Consider the following 21,628-nt stretch of genomic DNA (forward strand, 5'->3'; position numbering starts at 1 on the left):
CCTCCAGGCTGCGCGTCCAGGTCAGCTGGCGTTTGGCCAGCTGGCGGGTGGCGGCGATGCCGCGTTCGATGAAGTCGTCGTAGCCATATAAGCCATCCTGATGCTCCCAGGCCTGGCGATAGCCGACGCAGCGCATGGACGGCAGGTCCAGCGTCAGTTCCGGGTAGCTGGCGCGCAGCCGGCTGACTTCATCCAGAAAGCCCTGCTCCAGCATGAGATGGAAGCGCTGGGCGATACGCGCGTGCAGCCAGCTGCGTTCGCGCGGCACCAGCGCCAGCGGCAGGAAGCGGAAGCTGGCGGCCGCCTCCTTGCCCTGGGCAATCAACTCGGACATGGGCTGGCCGCTGAGCAGGCAAACCTCCAGCGCGCGATGGATGCGCTGCGAGTCGTTGGGGTTGAGGCGGGCAGCGGTGGCTGGGTCCAGCGCCGCCAGCCGCGCATGCATGGCGGGCCAGCCCACCCGGGCGGCTTCGGCATCCAGCTCGGCGCGCAGCGCGGCATCGGCTTGCGGCAGGTCGGACAGGCCTTCCAGCAGCGCCTTGTAATACAGCATGGTGCCGCCGACCAGCAGCGGCAGCTTGCCGCGGGACTGGATATCGGCGATCAGCCGGTTGGCGTCGGCATGGAACTGCGCTGCCGAATAGCTTTGCAAAGGGCTGATGATGTCGATCAGGTGGTGCGGACAGGCCGCCATTTCTGCGGCCGTCGGCTTGGCGCTGCCGATGTCCATGTCGCGGTAGACCAGCGCGGAATCGACGCTGATGATCTCGGCGGGAAAACGACGCGCCAGCTCCAGCGCCAGGCCGGTTTTGCCGGAGGCGGTGGGGCCCATCAGCAGAATGGCTTGCGGGGTGTGACTCATGATGTGACTCGCTGCGATACAGGGTGGAATTGTCGCATAGCCGGCGCAGTCATGCGCAAAAGCCTTGACCTCGCCTGCTGGACGTTTACGATGGGAGTATCGGAGCCGGGAGCATGCAATGAGAATCGAAGCCGCCAGCGAAAAACATCTTTCCGCGTATCGCCAATACTTCCAGGCTTGCCGCGAGCTCGATTTCGATTACTACCGCGATCTGGCGGATGATGCGGATGTCTGGCTGCGCAAGTTGGTGCGGCATGCCGATGGCGAGGAGATGCCGGCGGGGTGGGTGCCTTGCCAGACCTGGTTTCTGCTGACGCCCGAAGGCGAGATCGCCGGCGCGGCTCGGCTGCGGCATGGCGAAACCCACATGATCCAGGAAAAGATCGGCCATATCGGGTTTGAGGTCTTGCCAAAGTGGCGCGGCAACGGTTACGGCCGCGTGCTGCTGCAATATGTGCAGGCCATCGCCGAGCAGCCGGAATGCGGCAACTGGGTGGTGGTGTGCGACGCCGCCAATCCCGCCGCGGTGCGCACCGTGGAAACCTGCGGCGGGCAATTGCTGGAGGATGTGCGGCAAACCGATGGCACGGTGCTGAAGCGCTACAGCCTGACGCCGATAGGCGGTTTGTTTGCGTAGTTTCGCTTGTCGCGAAACTCGTGTAGAATCCACGGCTTCCCGCGCTTTGAAAACCCCTGACTTCCCCGGCACCCCGGTTTAATGTCCACCATTACCGATTTAAAATATCTGAAGATCGTGCTGGAAACGGCTTTGCTGACGGCCCAGGAGCCCTTGTCGGTTTCCCAGTTGAAAAAGCTGTTCACCGAAGACGTCAAGGCTGCGCTGATCAACGATATTCTGGAAGATATCCAGGGAGACTGGCGCGGGCGCGGCATTGAGCTGGTCAAGCTGGCATCCGGCTGGCGCTTCAGAGCCCGAGCCGAATTCACGCCGTATTTGAACCGGCTGAATCCGGAAAAGCCGCCGCGCTATTCGCGCGCGGTGATGGAAACCTTGGCGATCATCGCCTACAAACAACCTGTGACCCGTGGCGATATCGAGGCGATACGAGGCGTATCGGTCTCAACCAACGTGATGCAGACCCTGCTGGAGCGCGGCTGGATCGAAGTCATCGGGCACAAAGACGTACCGGGCCGTCCCGGCCTGTACGCTACGACACGCAAATTTCTGGACGATCTGAGCTTTGTCTCGCTGAACGACCTGCCGCCGCTGGCGGAGTTGGGCAGCTTGGTGGTGCCGGACGTTCAAACGCAGGACCACCGCCCCGATGCGGGCGCAGACGATCTCCCCCTCGACGATGAGGCGGACAATTTAGAGCCAGTCGCGGAATAAGTTTCCGCCAGTTGCTCACATGGAAAGAGCAAACACATGTCTACAAAAGGACAACGTACCCACGCGCGCCAGCCGGTTTCGCGTGTAAAGGGCCGTGAAACCTCCCAGCCGCGCGATAACGCCGGCCGCAGCCAGGGCCAGTCGCGCCAGGGCAAGCACCCCGCCGCCGGCGCCCAGCCGCGCTTCCCGCAACAGCAGCCGGGCCAGCAGGCCCGCCGCGGCGGCCCGCGTCAGGCGCGCGACGCCTACGGCAACCCGATCGCGCCGGTACAGAATGGCGTGCCGCTGTTCAAACTATCGCGTCGCGAGCAGGAGCAGCAGATGCTGGCCGCCGCCAACCGCAAGCCGACCTACACGCGTGACAGCAACGGCGATATCAACGGCAATGTGGCGCTGGATCATGAAAAGCGTTTCGGCAACAAGAACGCCGCGCGCCCGGCCGGTGATCAGGCCGCTCGAGGACGCAACAGGACCGATGGCGACAAGTCGGCCGAGCAGAACCCGAGGGCCGAGGCCAAGGGCCGTGGCGACGCCAAGCCCAAGCAGCAAGTGCAGCGCGCCAAGAAGCTGCGCCTGCGCAGCCCCAGCCAGGACATCAAGAACAAGGCGCAGAAACTGAAGGAAGTGCGTGTCGATCTGAACGAGATCGAACCGGTGCGCCTGCAGAAGGCCTTGTCCTCGTCCGGCGTCGGCTCCCGCCGCGAAATGGAAGAATGGATCGAGGCCGGCCTGGTGCTGGTCAACGGCAAGAAGGCCAATCTGGGCGACAAGGTCGGCCCGCACGACAAAGTCACGGTCAAGGGCGATCCGATCAAGCTGAAGTGGCCCGACCGCCTGCCGCGCGTGATCATGTATCACAAGGAAGAAGGCGAGATCGTCACCCGCGACGATCCGGAAGGCCGCGTCACCGTATTCGACCGTCTGCCGCAAGCCAAATCCAGCCGCTGGGTGGCCATCGGTCGCCTGGACGTGAACACCTCGGGCCTGTTGCTGATCACCACCAGCGGCGAACTGGCCAACCGCATGATGCACCCCAGCTTCGAAGTGGAGCGCGAGTACTCGGTGCGCGTGCTGGGCGAGCTGACGCCGGAAATCATGAAGGAAATGACCAAGGGCGTGCAGCTGGAAGACGGCGAGGCGCGCTTCGACCGCATTTTCCAGACCGGCGGCCAGGAAGAGTCGGCCAACCAGTGGTTCAATGTGGTGATCAAGGAAGGCCGCAACCGCGAAGTGCGCCGCATGTTCGAGCATTTCGGCCTGACCGTCAGCCGCCTGATGCGCGTGCGTTTCGGCAATATCGGCCTGCCGCCGCGGCTCAAGCGCGGACAGTTCTACGAACTGAACGCTGCCGAAGTGGCCGCCGTGATGAAGTGGTCCAATCTGACCGTGACCGGCGGCAAGAAGACCGGCGGCCAGCGTCGTCCTTCGGCGCGCAAGCCCAAGACTGCGCGCGCCGAGTAAGCGAGAGATCGGTCGGCTTTGGCCGGCCGGCGGCGAATGCGGGCGCGCGCCATCAGGCGGCGCCCGCTTTTCGTTGCGGGAGAGAAAATGGAACAATGGAACGAGGCCGGGGCTGACGAGTGGACGCAAGCTGAGCCGCGCAGGTGGCGCGCCTCCATCGTCATCATCGAGCATGGCCGCCTGTTGCTGATGCGCCGGGTCAAGCCGGAAAAAGAGTTCTTCGTGCTGCCCGGCGGCAACATCAAGAAGAACGAAACGCCGGCGATGGCCTGCGTGCGCGAAACGCGCGAGGAAACCGGGCTCAATGTCTGGCTGGGCGGCCAGATCTGCGTGCTGGAAGGCAACAGCCGCACCGAGCATGTTTTCGTCGCGCGGGAGCATCGCGGCCTGTTGCGCCTGGGCGGGCCGGAGCTGGCCAAGCTGGCGCCGGACAATCACTACGAGCTGGTGTGGCTGGACGCGGCGCAATTGCGCAGGGTCAAGCTGCGACCCAAGGCGCTGATGCCGTATTGCCTGGCATTGCTGGAGGGCAGGGCGCTGCCGGCAACTGAGGCATAATTGGACTGACGCCGCATCGATGGCGGCCGCATGGAATCGACAAGGCTATGAGCAAGGCATTTACTCGAGAAGACGAGCAGCAGGAAGACGATCTGCCGGCGGAGCGCCGCCTGCCGGCCTCGACCAAGAACTACATCACGCCCGGCGGTTGGCAGCGGCTGAAGGATGAGCTGTACCACTTGGTCAACCGGGAGCGGCCGGAAATCGTGCAGGTGGTCAATTGGGCGGCCAGCAATGGCGATCGCTCGGAAAATGGCGATTACCTATATGGCAAGCGCCGGCTGCGCGAGATTGACCGCCGCATCCGCTTTCTGACCAAGCGTCTGGAAATCGCCGAAGTGGTGGACCCGGAAACGCGCGAGGAAACCGACCAGATCTTCTTCTCCGCCACCGTGCTGATCCAGCGCGGCGACGGCAGCGAGCAGCGGCTGAGCATTGTCGGCGTGGACGAGATAGACCTGCCGCGCGGCCGTATCAGCTGGATCTCGCCCATCGCGCGCGCCTTGCTGAAGGCGCGCGAGGGCGATAGCGTGCTGTTCCGCGGTCCGGACGGCGATGAGGACATCGAGATTCTGGAAGTCAGTTACCAGCGCATCGATTGAACAGGCGCCCGGCCCTACCGGGTTTGGCGAAGCTCAAACGCGATCCACACAGAAAACGTCAACAGCTCCTAAAAGCAACGGCCCGGATATTCCGGGCCGTTTGTCATTTGGGGCTGGGCTCAAGGCAGCATATGTTCGGATAGCCTGCCATTGATCAGAAACCAGTCGCGGGTGGCTTTGTCGCCACAGTCGCCGAATGCGGTTTGCAGCAGCCGCTGCTGCTCCCGATGCAGGCTTTCCTCCAGCCGCACGCCTTCCTCGCTCAGCGTCAGCTGTTTGACGCGCTTGTCGTGCGGCGCCGCTTGGCTGCAGATCAGGCCCATTTCCATCAGTTGGCGCAGCGGGATGTTAATGGCCTGCTTGGTGACGCCCAGAAACGACAGCAAGTCCTTGACCGATAGCTTGGGATAGCGCGCAACGAAAAACAGAATGCGATGGTGCACGCGCGCCAGGCCACGCTTGGCCAGCATTTCGTCCGGCTTGTTGGTCAGGGCTTTGTAGGCATAGAAGAAAATCTCCACGGCGGCCCGAGTGTCCAGGCTGGTTTCCTCCTCCTTGCGCGCAATGGTAGTGGTCATGATGTTTCCTGTGGTTTGGACGGCTTCAGTTTCGCATAATCTGCGCGGATAGCGGGCGCGGCGTTTAGTTGTTGCGGATCACGACATTCACGCTGGAGCGCGGATGATCGCTGATTTCTCCCACGGCTACGGAGACCCAGGTATTGGCCTTGTGCGCCACCAGGTAGCGGTCGGTTTTCTGATAGATGATGAGGCCCAGGGCCTTCTCCCATACGTCGGTATTGTTGCTGCAAGGCTTGTCGCAGACGAAGTCCAGCTGATAGCCCTGCTGCCCCAGTTGGTTCTTGTACGCGGCCCAGACTTGCATGGTGCTTTGCGTGGCAGGGTGTTCATAGGCGTCTTTGTACACCTGGCCGCGCATGAGTTCCGACTTTTCGACTCGGATGGAACCGTCCTGGTTCAGGTTGGGGCGCGACAGGAAAACAGTCATTTCGTCTAGTTCCTTATAGACGTGATCGCTTTCCTCCAGCTTGGCTGGCAGAGGCGAGCCGACAGGGGAGGGTTGGGTCAGCCGCAGGCGCGGCGTATTGGTTTGGTCGCCGGTGGGATTGGAGACCACCCCGCTCACACTTTTTACGGTGTCTACGGCTTGAGTCACCGTGCTCAGCACCGATCCGATATCGAAAGCCAGGACTTGGTTCGATGACAATGCCAGGATGGCGAAACAGCTTGCTATGGCAATGCGCATGAAGGCTCCATGTAATTTGTATGCTTATTCAGTGCCCTAGTATCCTTTTTGCAAGACAATATTTCAACGGCATCCCCGTGCTGGCCGAGTGGTATGGCAATGGTGTGTTGCGGAGGTGGCCCAGTGGCGGTTGACGCCTGCTGCATGAAAGGCGCTGGCGCCGTTTTGGCCGGACGCCTTGCGCGACGACGTGGACTGCCCCGGCTCCTGTAGGCAATCCTGCCCTACGCTTTGTTGTTTCGCGCTGGCAGAGCATGAAATGCGGCGCGCAAAACGTATCGATTCGTCCCGCCATGCTGGCTGGCGTTGCCGCTCAGCAAACGTCCGCCGCACTTAGTCTTTCAATCCGCGCTTGCGCAGCATAGGGCTGGCGCTGGGCGCATGGCCGCAGAAGGCCTGGAAGCTGCGCTGCGGGTCGCGCGCATTACCCGCGCTGTAGATGTGGCGATACAGGCTGTCCGCCAGTTCGGGGCTGAAGGCGTCGCCGTGCCGCTCGAACACCGAGAACGCTTCCGCTTCCAGCACTTCCGCCCATAGATAGACGTAGTAGCCGGCAGCATAGCCGCCATTGAACAGATGGTTGAAGTGCGGCAGCGAGTGGGCAAGGCCGGCTTCCGGCGGCAGGCCGTAGCGGCGACACACCTCGTCCTGGAACGCGTCCGCATCGTCTATTCCATCGGTCTGCTGATGCAGTTCCAGATCGAGCAAGGCGGAAATGACATAGCGCACCGTGGCATAGCCTTGCTGGAAGTTTTGCGCCGCCAGAATCTTGGCCACCAGCGCCGGCGGGATGGCGGCGCCGCTTTCAACGTGGCGGGCGTGCTTTTCCAGCACCTCCGGCACCAGCGCCCAGTTTTCCATCAGTTGCGACGGCAGCTCGACATAGTCGCGCGGCACTCGGGTGCCGGACAGGCGCGGGTAGTGCACATGGGACAGCAGGCCATGCAGGCCGTGGCCGAACTCGTGGAACAGGGTGCGCACGTCGTCGAAGCTCAGCAGCGTCGGCTCGCCCTTGGCGAAGTTGGTGTTGTTGACCACGATGGGCAGCGAGACGCCGCCATGCAGGCCTTGCGCGCGGTAGACGCTCATCCAGGCGCCGCCCTTCTTGCCGGGACGGGCGAAATTGTCGCTGAGAAACACGCCGATGAGCTGGCCGTGGCGGCGCACTTCCCAACCGCGCACGTCCGGATGGTAGCGCGGCAGGTCGCTGCGTTCGTCAAAGCGCAGGCCAAACAGGCGTCCGGCGACATCGAACATCGCCGCCTGCATATTGGCCAGGCTGAAATACGGCTTCACCTCGGCGTCGTCCAGCGCATAGTGTTCCAAGCGCACTTTCTCGGCCAGATAGCGCCAGTCCCAGGGCGCGATGTCTTCATCGAGGCCAAGCTTGCGCGCCATCGCCTGCAGCTGCTGCTTTTCGCGCGCGAACAGCGCCTTGGCCGGCTCCCACGCTTGTTCCAGCAATTGATAAACCGCCTGCGGCGTGCCTGCCATGCGGTCGGACAGCGCGTAGTCAGCGTAGTTGGCATAGCCGAGCAGCCTGGCCTGCTGTTGGCGCAGCTGCAGGATGCGTTGCAGCAGCGGACGGTTGTCGCGCGCCGGCCGGGCGCCGCGCGTGGTCCAGGAGCGCCAGATGGCCTCGCGCAGGTCGGCGCGGCTGGAGTGGGTGAGGAAGGCGATGGCCGACGAGCGTGCCAGCGTTGCCGCATAGCCTTCCAGTCCGCGTTGGCGGGCGGTCTCGGCCATGGCATTGCGCAGCGATGGCGGCAGGCCGGCCAATTCCGCCTCATCGCGCAGTTGCAGCGCGTACTCAGATTCGTCGGCCAGCACGTTCTGGCCGAAGCGCGCGCTCAGCATCGCCAGTTCTTCGACACACGCGGCGAATTCGCGCCGCGCCTCGCCTTGCAGACAGGCGCCGGCCATCAGGAAGTCCAGGTGCAGCCGCTGCAGCAGCCGGCGTTGCTCCTCGTTCAACTCCAGCTCCAATGCCTGACGCATGAGGACATCGAGTCGGGCGAACAGTTTCTGGTTCAGATAGATGGCGCCGTGGTGGGCGGCCAGCTTAGGCGCCAGCGAGCGCTCCACTGCCTGCAGCTCGGGCGTGGAGTGGGACGAGCAGAGGTTATGGAAGACCAGCGAGACGCGCTGGAGCGGCAAGGCGGCAGCCTCCAGCGCTTCCACCGTATTGGCGAAGCTGGCTGGGCTGGGCTGTTTGGCGATGGCCTCGACCGCCTGGAGATGTTCGGCCATCAATTGCTCCAGCGCCGGCGCGAAGTGCTCGGGCCGGATGAGATCGAATGGCGGCAATTGGTGGGGCGTGCCCCAGGCTTGCAGCAGCGGATTGGGCATGAGGTTTCCTAAGTGATTTTCTTATCAGTCTGCCTTGCAGACCGCTTCTAGATGATGGCCGTCTGGATCAATCACGAAGGCGGCGTAACAGTGAGGTCCATTCTCGGGTGGTGGCATCCAGAATGGCCGTCAAGACCGCTTGGAATGGAAAAGGCCAGCCTGCCGTGCAGGCCGGCCTTTCGGACGTGTTTACCGCAGGCCGCGGCTCTTCAGCATCGCTTCCGCTTGCGGATCGCGGCCGCGGAAGGCGCGGAAGGCGGCGCGTTGTTCGCGGGCGTCGCCGGCGCTGTAGATGTAGCGATACAGCTTGTCGGCCAGTTCCGGATCGAAGGGATCGCCTGCTTCTTCGAAGGCGCCAAACGCCTCGGCCTCCAGCACTTCCGCCCACATATAGACGTAGTAGCCGGCGGCGTAGGCGTCGCCGGAGAAGATGTGGCCGAAGTGCGGCGGACGATGGTTCATGCCGGCCGCCGGCGGGACGCCCAGCCGTTCGCGTTCTGCGGTCTCGAAGGCGGCGATGTCGATGCCGTCGGCGTCGTCGCGTTCGTGCAACGCCAGGTCGATCAGCGTGGAGGCGGCGTAGCGCACGGTTTCGAAACCCTGGTTGAAGTGGCGAGCGGCCTTGATCTTGGCCACCAGCTCGGCGGGAATGGCCGCGCCGGTTTCGGCGTGGCGCGCGTGTTTCTCCAGCACTTCCGGCACCAGCGCCCAGTTTTCCATCAGCTGCGACGGCAGTTCCACGTAATCCCACGGGCTGTTGGGGCTGGCCAGCAAGCGGTATTCCACATTGGACAGCATGCCGTGCAGGCCGTGTCCGAACTCGTGGAACAGCGTGCGCACGTCGTCGAAACTCAGCAGCGTCTGGCCGTGGCCGGCCTTGGCGAAGTTATTGTTGTTGACGACGATGGGCAGCGTCTCGCCGCCGTTGCGGCCCTGCCAGCGGTAGACATGCATCCAGGCGCCGCCGCGCTTGCTCTGCCGCGCGTAGTTGTCGCCCAGGAACAGGGCGATCACCTTGCCCTCGCGGCTGACATCCCAAGCGCGCACGTCCGGGTGATACAGCTTGAGGTCGTGGCGTTCGCTGAAGCTGAGGCCGAATAGCCGGCCCACCACGTCGAACATCGCCGCGATCATATTCTCCAGACCAAAGTAGGGCTTGATCTCGGCGTCGTCCAGCGCATAGCGGGCGATGCGCACTTTTTCCGCCAGATAGAACCAGTCCCACGGCTGGATGTCAGCCGGTTCGCCCAGTTTGGCGGCTTCCTCGCGCAGCATGGCCTTTTCCGACTCGAAGCGGGCCTTGGCCGGTTCCCATACCTGGTCCATCAGCGCGTGAACAGCGGCCGGCACGCCGGCCATGCGGTTGGCGATGGCATAGTCGGCGAAGCTGGCATAGCCCAGCAGTTTGGCCTGCTCGGCGCGCAAGGCCAGGATCTGTTTCGCCAGCGGTCGGTTGTCGCGCTCCGGGTGCTCGCCGCGCCCGGTCCAAGCGCGCCAGGCCTGTTCGCGCAGATCGCGGCGCGAGGAGAAGGTCAGGAAGGGCACGATGGACGAGCGCGACAGGGTGATGGCCCAGCCCGGCTGCTGGCGCGCCTCGGCGGCGGCGCGGGCCGCGTCCAGCAGGAAGGGCGGCAGGCCGGCCAGATCGTTTTCCGTCAATGGCAGCGTGTATTCGCTCTCGTCGGCCAGCACGTTTTGACCGAAGGCAGTGGTCAGCTCCGCCAGTTTGGAAACGACCTCAGCGTAGCGCTGGCGGGCCGCGCCCTGCAGCTTGGCGCCGGCGCGGACGAAGTCGCGGTGGATCAGGTCCAGCAAGCGGCCTTGCTCTTCGTTCAGGTTCAGGCTGTCTCGCTGGGCGTGGATGGCGTCCAGCCGCGCGAAGAAGCCCGCATGCATGTAAATGCGGCTGCGGTGCTCGGCCAGCTTGGACGCCATGACGCGTTCCACTTCTTGCAGAGCGGGCGAAGTTTCCGAGGATGTCAGGTTGTCCAGCAGCAGTTGGGCGCGCTCCAGACGCAGCCCGCTGCGATCGAAGGCGGCGGCGGTGTTTTCAAAAGTGGCAGGTTCGCTCAGCGCAGCCAGGGCATCGATCTGGGCAAGATGTTCGGCGAACAGGCTGTCAAAAGCCGGTTCGAAGTGTTCGGGGCGAATCATGTCGAACGGCGGGAGCTGGTGGGGGGTGTTCCAGTCTTGCAGCAATGGATTGGCGTTCATGGCGCTCTTCTCTGTCGGTTGAGGGATAGTCTCGCCATGACTTTAGCATGTTTGCGCGTGATGAAGGAATGCGTCGCCGGGATACTCAGTTTCCTGAGTGCGGGCTACCGGTAAGCTGGGATGGCGGCCCCAGGCGGGGCTGGCCAGAATTCAGGCATGTCAGTGCATGACCTTCTGCGCTGCTGGCCATCCTGTCCTCACCCGGAGCACGGCAATGAAATCTTCCATCCGCCTGCCTTTCAGCCTCACTGTTTTCCCGCTGGTTTCGGCGCTGGCATGCGCGTCGCTCCTGCTTGGCATGCTGGGCGCCCATCCGATCGCGCTGTCGGCGGGCGGGGCGCTGCTGGCCCTGGGGTGGGCTGGCCGGACATGGATGGGCCGGGATGTGGGGCGTTTTATCGACGCGTCTGTGCAGCGGAGCCGTACGATATCCGACGCGGAGACGGCCGTGCACCGCGATCAGGCGGCTTATCTGGACTCCTTGCGCGTCACTTGCCGGGCCATGCTGCCGCGCTGGCGCAAAAACGTGGAGCTGGTGCGCGCGCAATCGGAGTCGGCAGTCGATGGGCTGGTGGCGGAGTTCCGAGACATCCGCAGCCGGCTTAAGAGGGCTTTGGGCGCTTTTGCCAGCCAGGGGCAGGAGGATCTGGCATCGACCATAGGCGGAGCGCGCGACGAGCTGGAAGCCATCCTGTCCGAGCTGAAAGCCGCGACTGCGGCCAAGCAGCAGATGATGGGCGATATCGCCTCACTGGTGCAGTTGACCGAGGACCTTCAAAAGATGGCCATCGAGGTTGGCGACATCGCCGCGCGCACCAATCTTCTGGCGCTGAACGCCGCCATCGAGGCGGCGCGCGCGGGAGAGAGCGGCCGCGGCTTTGCCGTCGTCGCCGACGAGGTGAGGAAGCTGTCCAATTTGTCCGCGACTACGGGCGCCAGCATCCGGGACAAGGTTTCAACTGCCAATCAATTGGTCGGCGGCGCCCTGGCCGCAGCCGAGCGGCTGTCTAGCGAGGACAAGCGCCTGCTTGTCAGTTCGGAAAGCGCCATCGCGGCGACGCTCGCCCGCATCAATCAAGCGGCCGATGGGCTGGCCTCGGCCAGCGCCAGCCTGCGGGCGGAAAACCTCCAGGTCAGCCAACGCATCGAGGAAGTGCTGGTGAATCTGCAATTTCAGGATCGCACCGCCCAGATCATGGGCTGGGTGCTGTCCGATATGGGGCGGCTGGATGACCGGTTGACGCAGGACGAGGAGCAGGCCCGGCAGGGCGAGGTGCCGCAACCCATCAGTGTCGATAGCTGGGTGGAAAAGGCGGAAAGCCAGTACACCACCTTGGAGCAAGCGCCTCATCGGCATCAGGCCGATGCGCAATCCAGCATGATTTTGTTTTAAGAGTCGCTCGGCAAGCCCTGATCCTGAGTTGCGCCTCCCACTGTCTGTGTCGGCGCGTCTCGGCTCAGGGGTCTTGCGAGATGGTTAGCGACTCCAGGGGGCCGGCCCCGATGTTGAGCAGTGCGAGGTATCGGATGAGTCAAGAAAAACAAGCCATCAGGCGAATGGATTTTCGGATAAGGGAAAAATGGCGCTCGATCTTGAGTATCGGTTCGGTCGCAATCTGAAGTGTTATTTACCAGGGAGTACATCATGGCTTTGTTTGATAACCGACAGCGCGCTGTAATCGCATCGTTGACGCTTCTGATTGTGTTGACGGTTTTTTCCGATGTCGCCCTGTTAATCGCGCATGGCGGCGTTTATGAGGGCGAAAAGATTTGGGTGAATGCCGCCATATGGGTCAGCACCTTGTCTTTGCCTCTGTTATTGATGGCCGCATGGCTTTCCCGCAGCCAGGAAAATGGCATGCCGGCGCTTGTCGCCATGCTCGAACAGATGGCAAACGGCAATCTGAATACGCGTCTGGAAATCTCCTCCCATGACGAGGCCGGCCGCATCGCGCGGTTGGCCACGCAAATCCAGTCCGGTTTGCAAACGTTGCTGGCCGATATGAAACGCATGTCGGCCGAACATGAGGCGGGCGATATCGACGTGCGCATGGACGAAACCAAGTTTGAGGGGGCTTACCGGGAGATGGTCAGCGGCATCAATCAGATGGTGGCGGGCCATATCGCCGTGAAGAAAAAAGCTATGGCCTGCGTGAAGGAGTTTGGCGAAGGCAATTTCGATGCCCAGCTGGAAGTGTTCCCCGGCAAGAAGCGCTTCATCAACGACACCGTTGAGCAGGTGCGCGCCAATATCAAGGCCTTCATCGGCGAAATGAACCATATGTCGGCCGAGCACGATGCGGGCGATATCGATGTGCGCATGGATGAGGCGAAATTCCAGGGCGCGTATCGCTCCATGGCGGCCGGGGTCAATAACATGGTGGCGGGCCATATCGCCGTGAAGAAAAAAGCCATGGCCTGCGTGAAGGAGTTTGGCGAAGGCAATTTCGATGCCCAGCTGGAAGTGTTCCCCGGCAAGAAGCGCTTCATCAACGATACCATTGAGCAGGTGCGCGCCAATATCAAGGCCTTTATCGGCGAAATGAACCATATGTCGGCCGAGCACGATACGGGCGATATCGATGTGCGCATGGATGAGGCGAAATTCCAGGGCGCGTATCGCTCCATGGCGGCCGGCGTCAATAGCATGGTGGCGGGCCATATTGCCGTGAAGAAAAAGGCGATGGCCTGCATCAAGGAGTTTGGCGAGGGCAATATGGAAGCGCCGCTGGAGCTCTTTCCGGGCAAGAAGCGTTTCATCAATGACACGATTGAGCAAATGCGCGCCAATATCAAAGCCTTGATCGTAGATACCGACATGCTGGCCCAGGCGTCGGTGGAGGGGCGTTTGGACGCCCGCGCCAACGCGAATGCGCACCGCGGCGACTTCCGCAAAATCGTCGAAGGCATCAACAAGACGCTGGATGGCATGGCCGGGCCGGTGAAAGAGGTGATGCGCGTGATGGAGTCGCTTGCGGTCGGCAATCTGACCAGCCTGGTTGAAGGGCAGTATGCGGGAGATTTCGATCAGCTCAAGCGCTCCGTCAATACCAGCGTGGACCAACTGGCCCAGACCATACGCCAGGTGAGCGAGGCGATAGAGGAGATCTCCAGCGCGCTGAGCCAGGTGAACAGCGCGTCGCAGACGCTGTCGCAGAACGCGACCGAGCAAGCCGCCAGCCTGGAGCAGACCACGTCCTCCATGGAGGAAATGTCGGTCTCCATCGCCCAGAACACCGATAACGCAGTGGTGACAGATGGCATCGCCACCCAGTCCGCCAAGGATGCGATGCGAGGCGGAGACGCGGTGGACGAGACCGTGAAAGCGATGCGCGCCATCGCCGACAAGATAGGCATTATCGACGACATCGCCTACCGGACGGACCTGCTGGCGCTGAACGCGGCCATCGAAGCCGCGCGGGCGGGCGAGCACGGCAAGGGCTTCGCCGTGGTGGCGGCCGAAGTCCGAAAACTGGCCGAACGCAGCCAGATCGCGGCGCAGGAGATCAGCGGCCTGGCCGCCAGCAGCGTGCAGACGGCCGAGCAGGCGGGCCAGCTGTTGTCCGAAATGCTGCCGTCTATCAACAGGACGGCGGACCTGGTGCGCGAGATCACGGCGGCGTCCAACGAGCAGAGCATAGGCACGAACCAGATCAACGAGGCGATGAATCAGCTGAACTTGACCACGCAGCAAACCGCGTCAGCATCGGAAGAGCTGGCGGCGACCGCGCAGACGGTGGCCGAACAGGCCGAGCTGCTGCGCAATCTGATGAGTCAGTTCGAGCTGCGCGAATCGCACGGCAATGCCATGCGCGACACCATGGCCCTGATGAGAAGCGGCGGGCGCTCCTACGCATGAAAGAGCACGCGGCATCCGCCGCGGCGTAATGGATCAGGCGGGCAGGGCGCGCTTGCCGAGCGCGGTCCCTGCCTGCCGGGGAGAAATGCATGGCGGACAATCAAGTGAGCAACCCGAATCCGGCAGCCGGCGCCGCTCAGCACGAATCCAGCGGCGGCAAGCTCTACCTTGCCTTCAGCCTGGGGGGGAATGCCTACTCCATCGAGATCGAGCGGATCCGGGAAATCATCGAATACGACGTGCCAACTGCGGTGCCCATGATGCCGCTCGCCGTGTGCGGCGTCATCAATCTGCGCGGCGCGGTGGTGCCGGTCCTCGATCTGGCTGTGCGCTTCGGCCACCACCCTATCGTAGTGAGCCGTCGCAGCTGCTATGTGATCGTGGAGGTGGAGCATGAGGGCGCATTGCATGTGATCGGCTTGCTGGTGGATCGCGTGACGGCGGTGGTGGAAATCGACGATGCGGACATTGAGCCGCCGCCGGCTTTTGGCGCGCAAATCGACGTCGATTTCATCGCCGGCCTGGCGCGCCATGACAATCGTTTCCTGATCATTCTGAATATGGCGCGCGCCTTGTCGATAGCGGAAATGTCCGCGGTGACGAGGATGGGCGAGGAGAAACTGCAGCAAGCCGATCCGGCTTGAGGCTGACAGGCCTGGGAGGGCAATGCCATGGCAAAACTGATACTGGTGGTGGATGACTCCGCGTCTTTGCGGTCCTTGGTGGCGATGACGCTGACCGATGCCGGCTACGAAGTGATGGAGGCCTGCGACGGCGCCGACGCTCTGTCCAAATTGAAGGGGCAGCGCATCAGCCTGGTGATTTCGGATGTGAACATGCCCAATATGGACGGCCTCACTTTTGTCCAGGAGCTCAAAAAAAATCCGGCATACAAGTGCGCGCCGGTGATCATGCTGACGACCGAGGTGGCGGAGGACAAGAAACAGGCGGGCCAGTCCGCCGGCGCCAAGGCCTGGATGGTCAAGCCGTTTCAGCCCAAGCAAATGCTGGCTGCGGTTGAGTTGCTGGCGAGCTGAGCATGGACTTCACCTTGGACTTCGACGAAGCAACCGGCCGGCATCTGTTTCGGGGCGAATTGGGCGTCTATACCGCCCATGCGGTGCAGGCGGTTTGGCTGAATCTGTTGCAGGCCGCCGACGGCATCTGCATGGATTTGGCCGGTGTCACGGAAATCGATACCGCCGGGTTGCAGTTGCTGTTGCAGATGAAGCGCCACGCCGCCAAGAGCGTGAGCTTCTGCAACGCGTCTGAGCCGGTGCGGGAAATGGCCAGGCTGGTGAATCAGGAAGCTTTGCTCGAGCAGCCCGACGCTGTGGGCGAGGGCTAGCTTGGCCGCGCCGCTGGGCGTCACTACACAAGGTGAGTTCGATATGGAAAACGATACCCTGTCCGCCGCGTTCGCCGTTTTCATAGACGAGGCGCGCGATCTGATCGGCCAGATGGAAGACATATTGCTGCGCTTGGAGGCCGGCAGCGCGGATGGCGACGATCTGCCCGCGCTGTTCCGTTGCGCGCATACCATCAAGGGCTCGGCCGGCATGTTCGGTCTGGAGGAGGTGGTGCGCTTCACCCACGTGGTGGAAAGCGTGCTGGACGAGTTGCGTAATGGGGCTTTTGCGTTTGATTCTGACCTGGCCAGCGTGCTGCTGGATTGCCAGGATCACATCTCCGGCCTGATCGCCGCCGTAACGGACGGCGGCGAGGCGGACCGCGCGCGCAGCGACGCGCTGATTCCGCAACTGTCGCGCTGGCTGGGGCAGGAGGCATCGCCCGCCGCGTCCGCGAGCGAAGCGCTTCCGCAGCAGGAGGCGGCCGGGGATGAGCAAGGGGTGGCGTCGCCGTTCTGGCATCTGTCTCTGCGCTTTTCTCCGTCCATCCTCTGCGATGGCATGGATCCGCTCAAATTCATCAATTATCTGAACCGCTACGGCCGCATCCAGCATGTGGAAACGGTTTGCGACCACCTGCCGCCGCTGGAGGCGGCAGATCCGCAGCAGTGCTATCTGGGCTTCGAGGTGGTTTTGGACAGCGCCGCCAGCGCGGAGGAGATCGCCAGCGTATTCGCCTTCTGCGCCGAAAACGCGAGCATCGTCATCTTGCCGCCGCACAGCCCGCTGGCCGCCTTTCAGCGCTTGATCGAAGCCTTGCCGGAAGCGTCCGGCCGCGTGGGCGAAATCCTGGTGGCTTGCGGGAGCTTGACGTCCGACGAGTTGTACCGCTTGCTGGTTCTGCCGCATGGGGGCGGCGAAGCTTTGCCGGTCGAGCCAGGAGGCATGGGCGAGGAGGCGCAGCCGAGGCCCAAGCGCGAGGAGGAGCGGCGGCCGGCAGAAGGCGGCAGCGTCAAAGTGCCGGCCTGCCGGCTGGATGCCTTGATCGACCGAGTGGGCGAACTGGTCATCGCCGGCGCGGGCAATCAGGCGCAGGCCGCCAAAGCCGCCCATCCGGCCATGCTGGAGGCGGCTTCCCAATTGTTGACGCTGGTGGAGGCCGTGCGCGACATGGCGCTGCAGCTGCGCATGGTGGCCATAGGAGAGGTCTTTTACCGCTTTCCGCGCGTGGTGCGCGACGTGGCGAAAGAGCTGGGCAAGGAGATAGAGCTGCGCATCTCCGGCGCGGAGGCGGAGCTGGACAAGTCCATGGTGGAGAAAATCGCAGATCCGTTGATGCACCTGCTGCGCAATGCCATGGATCACGGCATCGAACCGGCGGAGACGCGCATCGCCCGCGGCAAGCCCGTGCAAGGCACGGTCACGCTGAAGGCCTACCACGAGTCCGGCGCCATCATGATCGAGGTGGCGGATGACGGCGGCGGCCTGGATCACGAGAAGATTCTGCGCAAGGCGATAGAGAAGGGCATCGTGGCGGAGGGCGCGAATCTGTCGCGCCACGACATCCATCAGTTGATCCTGGCGCCCGGCTTCTCCACGGCGGAGCGCGTCACCAATCTGTCGGGCCGCGGCGTGGGCATGGACGTGGTGAAGAGCCATATCGAAGCGCTGCGCGGCTCGCTGGTGATCGAGTCCGAACCGGGCCGCGGCACCACGATGCGGCTGTGCCTGCCGCTGACGCTGGCCATCATCGACGGTTTCCATGTGGGAGTGGGCGGCGCGCAGTTCATCGTGCCGCTGGACATGGTGGTGGAGTGCCTGGAGCTGCCGCAGTGCCAGGGGGATGTGGATTATATGGACAAAGACGGCGCCGCCTTGCCCTTCGTGCGCTTGCGGGAGCTGTTTGGCGAGCGCGGCCCGGCGCATCCGCGGCCGCGCGTGGTGACCGTCAGCTTTGCCGGCAAACGCATCGGCCTGGTGGTGGACAGGATTTACGGCAAGTGCCAGACCGTCATCAAGCCGCTGGGCGCCCTGTTCCAGCATGTGCCCTGCGTGACTGGCTCGACGATACTCGGCGACGGCGAGGTAGCCCTGATCATAGACGTCGTCCAGTTGATTCAGGGCGTGGTGGCGCGGGACGTGCAGCAAAGGCAAAGAAACGCGCCTGCGGCGTTGCCGGCATGAGCGCGTCTTCGTCCGCCGCGGGGCGCGGCTTATGCTAGCGCGCCGGCCAGGGCCACCAGATCGGCCAGAAACTGCCGCCGCATGCCCGCGTCAATGGGCGGGGCGTCCGCGGCCAGCCAGCCATCGAGCAGGCATTCCAGGCTCAGGCAGCGCCGCCCCAGCTCCGGCTGGCCAAAGGTGCCGCCGGAGCCGGCGAGCTTGTGCAGACGTTCCCGCAAGACGGCATAAACAGCCTGATCGGCGGCCTCGCCGTTCAGTTGGGCTGCCAGAGCTTGCATCTCGTCCAGTTGCCGGAGCAAGCGGTCCTGATATTGCGCGAGCAATGCCTGCATCCGTTTTTGCGTTTCGGCGGTATCCATATTCTTCCTTTCGCCGCGCATCGCCTGATTCGGCGCGGGGCATACGCTTACTCTCGCTTGCCGGCGGTCTTGTGCTGCCACAGCTCCATGCTGCTCAGCAATTTGGCCGTGGAGGAAGCGCGCATTTTCTTCAAGACGCTGCTGCGATACTGCTCTGCGGTATTGAGCGTCACGCCCAGCTTGTCGGCGATTTGCTTGCTGCTCATGCCGGAGGCGATTTCATCGAGGACTTGCTTTTCGCGCGGCGTGAGATTCGCCAATCTGGCCTGGAAGACTTCTTTTTCGCGGACTTTCTGTTTCCGCTGCGGCAGCGTTTGCAAGCATTGTTGAACGCAGTCCAGCAACTCCTGCTCCTGGATGGGTTTTTGCAGGAACTCCACCGCGCCATCCCGCATGGCGTCCACCACCACCCGGATATCCGCATGCGCCGTCATGAAGATCACCGGCATGTCCAGCGTTTCACTGCGGATCTGCCGCTGCAGGTCCAGCCCGCTCATGCCCGGCATGCGCATGTCCAGCACGACGCAGGCGCATTGATGCCGCCTGGCGTCCTCCATGAACGATCGCCCATCGGGATAGCCGATCACCGGAATTTTTATGCTGCCCAGCATCAGGCATAGCATTTCCCGCAGCGCGTCGTCGTCGTCGATTACGGCGACAAAATCGTCATTCATCATTTTCCCTCTGCGTGGGAGCGGATTTTCTGGCTGTTTCGCCGGCTGCCGGCCCGGCGCGCCTGGCGTCGCAGCCGCCGATCAAAGCTTGTTCTAGCCGATTTCCGGCGCGAGCGAGCGGATCAGGCCGGGCAGCTCCAGCGGATTGAACGGTTTTTCTATCACGGCCGTTGCGCCCAGCGCTTTGAGTCTTTCGATTTCTTGTTTCTGCACTTTCGCCGTCATAAAAATGATGGGCGTCAGCGCGAGCGCCGGGATGGCTTTCAAACGGCTGAACGTGTTGGGGCCATCCATTTCCGGCATCATCACGTCCAGCACAATGATGTCGGGCGGCGAGGCTTCGGCCAAGGAGACGGCGTCGATGCTCGATGCGCACAGCTTGATTTCCATGTCCTGTTCCTGTTCGAACGCGAAAGCGAAGATGCTTCGAATATCCTGGTCGTCGTCGATGAACATCAGCTGTATTTTTCTGGATGACATGGCGGCTCCTGTAACAGGCAATCGGCCCGGCGGCGCATCCGCCGCGCTCATCTGAAAGGCTGCGGGCGGAAGAGGGCTTTATGCATGGTTTATTGCGGATAATATGGTTTTTTCCAATGCGGCCAAAGTCGCATGCCGGGGAAGCCAGTGAATGGCGAGGCCTTCCTTCTGGATCGATTCCAGATAGTCCGTTTTTCTTTCATCGGATAGCAGAACCAGCGATGGCGCATTCAGTCCCCTCATGCTGAGGATAGCCTCAATCATGGCCAGGCTTTCATGGTGGGGCAGGTCGATCAAGACGGCCTGGTAGGCGGTGTGCCGCAGCAAATCGAGCGCGATGTGTCCCCGGTAGGCGCCGTCGCTCTCGATGCCTTGCTCATCAAGCGAGCCGCGCAAGGCGTCGGCTTCGCTTTCCTCGCGCTTGCATATCAGCAGACGGTATGGCTTGGCGGCAACCAGCGCGGTGGCGGCGGGAAGATCGAAATAGAATGTGGTGCCTGTGCCCATGGTGCTCTCGTAATCCAATAGGCCATGGTGGCGCTCTATGATGGCTTTGGTAATGTTCAGGCCCAGCCCGGCGCCGCCTTTTTCTCTGGTGTCGGATTTATCCGCCTGGGCGAAACGATTGAAGATTTCACTGCGGAAACTTTCCGGAATGCCCCTTCCCTCGTCGTGTATCGCCACCCGGTATCTGTCCTGGATTTTATGGACGGAGATTTCCACGATGCCATCGGCTGGAGAGAATTTGACGGCATTGGACAGCAGATTGGAAATGGCTTGCATCAGCCGGTTCGGGTCGCCTATGACGTAGGCCTGGCTCAAGGCATTTAAAGCCTGGAGGCTGACGCCGCTTTGATGGGCATACGCCTCGTTGGCCTTGATGGACTGCTTGATCAAGGCGGACAGATCGACCTTTTCAAAGGTGAATTCCAGGTGGCCGGCCTCTATTTTTTTCAGGTCCAGTATGTCATTGGCCAGCGCGGTCAGCCGGGCGCAGTTGCTGCTGGCGATTTCCAGCAGCTGCCTGATCCTGGGAGAGAGCGCTTCGTCGCCATCGTGCAGGGCCAGGGCCAAGCCGCCATGAATCGAGGTCAGCGGGGTGCGCAGCTCATGGCTGATGGTGGAAATGAATTCGTTCTTGATGCGTTCCACTTTCTTGCGTTCGGAAATGTCTCTGGCCACCGCGACGAACATGCAGCTTCCTTGCAGGTGCATTTCGCTGATGGAGAGTTCCAGCGGGAAAGTGGCGCCGTTGCGGTGCAGGCCGGTGACTTCTTTTCCATGGCCAAGGAGCGGCAAGCCGCCGGCCATGCTTTGACAGGGTTCCGCTATCAGCATGTCTAGACTTCGGCCGGCCAGCTCGCTGGCGGCATAGCCAAAAATGCGGCATGCCGCCGGGTTGGCGCTTTCCATGACGCCATGGGCATCCAGCGTGATGATGCCGTCTATCACGGTGTCCAGCACGGCGCGCAGGCGCGTGTCGGAATCATGCAGCTGTTTGATGAGGTCGGCAGCCGGTTGCATCAGCATCATGTCGACGGTGCTGGCGGCCAAATCCCGCAGAGCCGCCAATTGCTCCGGACTGGGCGTATGCGGCATGCGATCGATCGCGCACAGCGTGCCAAGGCGCACGCCGCCGCCGATATCCAGCGGAGCGCCGGCATAGAAGCGGATATGAGGATTGCCGGTGACGAGCGGGTTGTCGGAGAAGCGCGGGTCCAGATGGGTGTCGGCCACGCAAAGAACGTCGTCGCCCAAAATGGCGTGGCCGCAGAAGGAAATGTCGCGGCCGGTTTGCTTGGCATCCAGTCCCTGATGGGATTTGAACCACTGACGGCCCGCGTCGACGAAACTGACCAGGGCGATGGGAACCTGCATGATGTGCTGGGCGAGCCGCGCGATGCGGTCAAAGCGCTCTTCGGGCGGTGTATCGAGGATGTTCAGCGCATGCAGCGCCGCGATGCGCTCGGTTTCATTGCTCGGGTTGTCCGGTTTCTGCATGGGAGGGAGAGTCCTTGCGCCTAGGCTTTGTCCTGCCTGAAGGATAGTTTCCCGAGCTT

General features: G+C 62.6%; 20 protein-coding genes. 11 read left to right on the forward strand and 9 right to left on the reverse strand.

What is annotated here, in order from left to right; genetic code table 11:
• Window positions 1-862 (reverse strand): tRNA (adenosine(37)-N6)-dimethylallyltransferase MiaA (miaA, locus tag JHD59_RS09645; protein ID WP_199154071.1); only part of this gene is annotated, 862 nt, incomplete at its 3' end.
• A gap of 118 nt (window positions 863-980) precedes the next feature.
• Here miaA and JHD59_RS09650 point away from each other — a divergent pair.
• The 5 genes from JHD59_RS09650 to greB all read left to right on the forward strand — a co-directional run bounded on the left by JHD59_RS09650 (window position 981) and on the right by greB (window position 4,834).
• Window positions 981-1,499 (forward strand): GNAT family N-acetyltransferase, encoded by a 519-nt coding sequence (locus tag JHD59_RS09650; RefSeq protein WP_199154072.1) that lies wholly within the window; start codon window positions 981-983, stop codon window positions 1,497-1,499.
• An 81-nt stretch (window positions 1,500-1,580) separates the two neighbouring features.
• Entirely contained in the window at window positions 1,581-2,213 is a 633-nt protein-coding gene (gene scpB, locus JHD59_RS09655; protein WP_103320201.1) for an SMC-Scp complex subunit ScpB, read from the forward strand.
• Between the two features lie 387 nt (window positions 2,214-2,600).
• Complete coding sequence (locus tag JHD59_RS09660) at window positions 2,601-3,674, forward strand: pseudouridine synthase (protein WP_103319559.1); 1,074 nt, start codon at window positions 2,601-2,603, stop codon at window positions 3,672-3,674.
• Between the two features lie 87 nt (window positions 3,675-3,761).
• Window positions 3,762-4,232 carry an NUDIX domain-containing protein gene (locus tag JHD59_RS09665; protein WP_158248734.1) on the forward strand — a complete coding sequence of 157 codons (471 nt, stop codon included), beginning with the start codon at window positions 3,762-3,764 and terminating at the stop codon, window positions 4,230-4,232.
• Window positions 4,233-4,279: 47 nt separating this feature from the next.
• On the forward strand, window positions 4,280-4,834 hold the full coding sequence (gene greB / locus JHD59_RS09670; protein WP_043620841.1) for a transcription elongation factor GreB: 555 nt from the start codon (window positions 4,280-4,282) through the stop codon (window positions 4,832-4,834).
• A gap of 119 nt (window positions 4,835-4,953) precedes the next feature.
• Here greB and JHD59_RS09675 read toward each other — a convergent pair whose 3' ends face one another.
• From JHD59_RS09675 to JHD59_RS09690, 4 genes are all read right to left on the reverse strand, one after another.
• Window positions 4,954-5,412: a MarR family winged helix-turn-helix transcriptional regulator gene (locus tag JHD59_RS09675; RefSeq protein ID WP_103319501.1), complete on the reverse strand. Its 459-nt coding sequence runs from the start codon at window positions 5,410-5,412 to the stop codon at window positions 4,954-4,956.
• Between the two features lie 64 nt (window positions 5,413-5,476).
• Complete coding sequence (locus JHD59_RS09680; protein ID WP_103319504.1) at window positions 5,477-6,100, reverse strand: hypothetical protein; 624 nt, start codon at window positions 6,098-6,100, stop codon at window positions 5,477-5,479.
• A 333-nt stretch (window positions 6,101-6,433) separates the two neighbouring features.
• The gene (locus JHD59_RS09685; protein ID WP_199154074.1) at window positions 6,434-8,449 is read right to left on the reverse strand and encodes a M3 family metallopeptidase; all 2,016 of its coding nucleotides are present in this window, start codon (window positions 8,447-8,449) and stop codon (window positions 6,434-6,436) included.
• 189 nt (window positions 8,450-8,638) lie between these two features.
• Entirely contained in the window at window positions 8,639-10,663 is a 2,025-nt protein-coding gene (locus JHD59_RS09690; RefSeq protein WP_199154075.1) for a M3 family metallopeptidase, read from the reverse strand.
• Window positions 10,664-10,877: 214 nt separating this feature from the next.
• On the opposite strand from JHD59_RS09690, the gene JHD59_RS09695 reads away from it, so the two are divergent.
• From JHD59_RS09695 to JHD59_RS09720, 6 genes are all read left to right on the forward strand, one after another.
• A complete protein-coding gene (locus JHD59_RS09695) occupies window positions 10,878-12,056 on the forward strand; it encodes a methyl-accepting chemotaxis protein (RefSeq protein ID WP_146042120.1) in 1,179 nt (392 codons plus the stop codon).
• Between the two features lie 465 nt (window positions 12,057-12,521).
• On the forward strand, window positions 12,522-14,522 hold the full coding sequence (locus JHD59_RS09700) for a methyl-accepting chemotaxis protein (RefSeq protein ID WP_199154076.1): 2,001 nt from the start codon (window positions 12,522-12,524) through the stop codon (window positions 14,520-14,522).
• A gap of 89 nt (window positions 14,523-14,611) precedes the next feature.
• The gene (locus JHD59_RS09705; protein ID WP_199154077.1) at window positions 14,612-15,166 is read left to right on the forward strand and encodes a chemotaxis protein CheW; all 555 of its coding nucleotides are present in this window, start codon (window positions 14,612-14,614) and stop codon (window positions 15,164-15,166) included.
• A 27-nt stretch (window positions 15,167-15,193) separates the two neighbouring features.
• Window positions 15,194-15,559 carry a response regulator gene (locus tag JHD59_RS09710; RefSeq protein WP_047237821.1) on the forward strand — a complete coding sequence of 122 codons (366 nt, stop codon included), beginning with the start codon at window positions 15,194-15,196 and terminating at the stop codon, window positions 15,557-15,559.
• 14 nt (window positions 15,560-15,573) lie between these two features.
• Window positions 15,574-15,870, forward strand: a complete 297-nt coding sequence (locus JHD59_RS09715) for a lipid asymmetry maintenance protein MlaB (protein WP_158248736.1) — start codon at window positions 15,574-15,576, stop codon at window positions 15,868-15,870.
• Window positions 15,871-15,913: 43 nt separating this feature from the next.
• Complete coding sequence (locus JHD59_RS09720) at window positions 15,914-18,055, forward strand: chemotaxis protein CheA (protein WP_199154078.1); 2,142 nt, start codon at window positions 15,914-15,916, stop codon at window positions 18,053-18,055.
• A gap of 29 nt (window positions 18,056-18,084) precedes the next feature.
• On the opposite strand, the gene JHD59_RS09725 is transcribed toward JHD59_RS09720, so the two are convergent.
• From JHD59_RS09725 to JHD59_RS09740, 4 genes are all read right to left on the reverse strand, one after another.
• A complete protein-coding gene (locus JHD59_RS09725) occupies window positions 18,085-18,414 on the reverse strand; it encodes an Hpt domain-containing protein (protein WP_199154079.1) in 330 nt (109 codons plus the stop codon).
• 47 nt (window positions 18,415-18,461) lie between these two features.
• Window positions 18,462-19,091, reverse strand: coding sequence for a response regulator transcription factor (locus JHD59_RS09730; RefSeq protein ID WP_199154080.1), 630 nt, complete (start codon window positions 19,089-19,091; stop codon window positions 18,462-18,464).
• 90 nt (window positions 19,092-19,181) lie between these two features.
• Entirely contained in the window at window positions 19,182-19,619 is a 438-nt protein-coding gene (locus JHD59_RS09735) for a response regulator (protein WP_199154081.1), read from the reverse strand.
• A 27-nt stretch (window positions 19,620-19,646) separates the two neighbouring features.
• Complete coding sequence (locus tag JHD59_RS09740; RefSeq protein ID WP_199154082.1) at window positions 19,647-21,569, reverse strand: ATP-binding protein; 1,923 nt, start codon at window positions 21,567-21,569, stop codon at window positions 19,647-19,649.
• Window positions 21,570-21,628: the final 59 nt, after the last annotated feature.

The organism is Chromobacterium sp. ASV23 (assembly GCF_016428945.1).
Lineage (GTDB): Bacteria > Pseudomonadota > Gammaproteobacteria > Burkholderiales > Chromobacteriaceae > Chromobacterium > Chromobacterium sinusclupearum.